This window comes from Pseudorhodobacter sp. E13, assembly GCF_003991405.1.
GTDB lineage: Bacteria > Pseudomonadota > Alphaproteobacteria > Rhodobacterales > Rhodobacteraceae > Pseudorhodobacter.
Map to the genome: position 1 here is coordinate 1 of NZ_RPEN01000102.1, position 1,502 is coordinate 1,502.

At 57.4% G+C, this 1,502-nt stretch carries 1 protein-coding gene; it reads left to right on the forward strand.

Translation table 11 applies throughout. The features are described 5' to 3' along the window. Positions 1–1,502: hypothetical protein (locus tag EGN72_RS00300; protein ID WP_370323137.1), on the forward strand; the 1,502-nt coding region annotated here is incomplete at both ends.

The window sequence follows — 1,502 nt, forward strand, 5'->3', positions numbered from 1 at the left end:
AAAAAACCAGCTACGAAGTGCTGCAGGACCGGTTCTATCGCGGGGGCCGCATTTTCAAGCGCAACAAGATGGTGATGACGGCACCGGCATTCTGCTCGGTGATTGCCATTTCCGCAGCGCTTGGTGCCGCAACGCCGGCATTTGCGCAGGATCTTACGCCGGGGCAGGGCAACACGCTCACAGGGCCAAATACCATGGCTGCTGGTACCGCAAATACAGTTTCCGGAGTTGATAGTTTAGCGATTGGTAGCGCGAACGATGTTCTCGGTCAGGGCAATCATTCGTTTGGATATAACGCCGACATATCCGGAAACTTTTCTACCTCAATTGGTACAAATGTTAATGTCTCGGGAACCGCTCTTGTTGGCGTCGGCCAAAATATAACACTGACGGGCGTCGATAACACTGCTATCGGCGGATTTACAACGATGCAGGGTCAAGGGAGCACAGTACTGGGTTACAGAGCCGGTGTTAGTGGTGTGTTTTCAACTGCCGTGGGAACTGGTGTCAACGTTACTGGCATAGAATCGACGGCTGTCGGGGCCGCCAGTGATGTAAGCGGGGATTATTCGGCTGCTTTCGGTCGGGATAGTGACGTCTCTGGCGATGCCTCCACTTCGATTGGCGTGGGAAACAGAGTAAGCGGTAACGATTCCACGGCCGTTGGTCGTGCGAGTTCTGTGTCAGGCACCTCCTCAACCTCGGTGGGTCGCTTGAGCGACGTGTCAGGCACACAGTCTTCTGCATTCGGTTACAACAGTGATGTTTTGGGCGACAACTCGACTGCAATCGGTACGTCCACAAACGTAACCGGGTCTGGCTCTACCGCCATTGGTACGAATGCGGTTGTCGACGGTGACCGGTCGCAAGCCTTTGGTAGTGGCGCTCAGGTTATCGGTTTCAACGACTCCACCGCAATCGGAACCGGCGCAACCGCAGAGATGAATAACCAGATCGTTCTCGGCACGGCGGGCGACACTGTGACAGCCGAGGGCGTGTTGCAAGCGGGTGGTGCGCTTGGGACGGCTGATGTGCTTGACATCGGAACAGATACGGATCGCATCGTCGTAATCGATGCAGACGGCAACCTGCGGTCTGTGTCGACGATGACGTTTGACACGCTTGAAATTGCTAACCTCAATGCAGGCAATGTCACCGTGTCGGGTGACCTGGGTGTGTCCGGTGACACGACGCTGGACGGTGCAGCGACGCTGAACTCGACGCTTGAAGTTGCGGGTGACGCGACATTCAACTCGGATGTGGGCATCTCGGGCGACACGACGATGTCGGGTGACCTGGGTGTCTCCGGCGCGACCACGCTGGATGGCGCTGCAACGCTGAACTCGACCCTCGCGGTCTCGGGTGACGCGACCTTCGGTTCGAACGTCGGGATCTCGGGCGACACGACGATGTCGGGTAACCTGGGCGTGTCCGGTGACACGACGCTGGATGGTGCTGCGACGCTGAACTCGACGCTTGCGGTTGCGGGTGACGCGACATTC